1 protein-coding gene is annotated in these 1,176 nt (G+C 44.0%); it reads right to left on the bottom strand.

The annotated features are described in order from the left end of the window. Window positions 1-41 precede the first annotated feature (41 nt). Window positions 42-812, bottom strand: coding sequence for a hypothetical protein (locus NPX02_RS21175; protein ID WP_260296052.1), 771 nt, complete (start codon window positions 810-812; stop codon window positions 42-44). Window positions 813-1,176 lie beyond the last annotated feature (364 nt).

Genomic DNA, 1,176 nt, shown 5'->3' with positions numbered 1-1,176 from the left:
GGTTTAACTTCTCGCACTGGGACTCACCAGCCCGTAGATTGTCATGGCTTGGTTTCCTCCATTATCATGGACGTAGCAGGTGTGGGAGGAAAAACAATACTTCCAGAATATTCTCTCGGCTCTCCTTTCAACCACCCGCCGAGTCGGCTTCTGGTCCACTCCCTGTAATAAGACTCATGAATTAATGAGCCATCTTCACTCTTTGAGAAACGTCTTTCAGACGCTTCGACAGTATGCGGTGTCATTTCGGCACCTCCACTAAAATGAACTTTTCGCAATATCAGTTTGTTGTTATGGCATCCAATATAGTAGTCGCGTGAGTTGCGGTACTGTCTGTCGATAGATATAGTGATGAATTTGTTACCAAATGCATCTATATTCGTCACATTAATGTGATTCGATCCAGATTCAATCAATACTCTTGAAGAAAGTCTGAATTTTTCCTTGTTAACTCGATATTCTTCCCATGTTTGCCCGCTTTTAAATGGATAATCACTCCTATGTATTATCCTTCTTGCAACTGGCTGATAAAGAGACTCATTGGCCAGATCGAGGTAGAAATCGAAAAGATATTTTTCACCTACTCTTTTCTCCAGATAGATCCCAGAGAGATCCGGGCACATATTGCTGTTCGCCGGCATGATATCTTCACGAGGTGGATTCCACTCGATAAAAGTGTGCACGGGGATAATCGGAATCGTACACGCGGTAACAAGCAATCCGATCGATATAAATATTGTTGTGCGAAGCCTGTAGGTTGGGGTGAGCCCACGAACCCCAACACTATTCATCTCAACGCTCGCCATATCCACATTCTTATTTTCCGATCACCATACCGAATGGTGCCAGCAATATACCGATGGATACTCGAGCCGGGACTTTCCATTGTGTACATGTCTATTCTTCACAGATTTGTGAGTTAATAATATCCACAAGCCGTTGGTCGTCGAGTTCATCTCAAATTATGTCTTCCCAATAGGGCTGCTGCTATATTCCATACTTGCTTTTGTCCGTCCTGATCAGGTTAAGGCATTCTGCTATGACGTTGTAAACGTGAAAAATTTTCCCTTTACAGCGGCTTGCCAATTTTACATCGCCGGCCAATTTTATTGGTTGTTGTGTTGGGGTTCGCAGGCTCACCCCAACCTACGGGCTGCAATTTTCTGAACAGCCCTG

It is taken from the genome of Sedimenticola hydrogenitrophicus (assembly GCF_025175675.1).
GTDB lineage: Bacteria > Pseudomonadota > Gammaproteobacteria > Chromatiales > Chromatiaceae > Sedimenticola > Sedimenticola hydrogenitrophicus.
The sequence above is the reverse complement of the archived record's forward strand: the minus strand, read 5'-3'. Positions and strand labels throughout refer to the sequence as shown.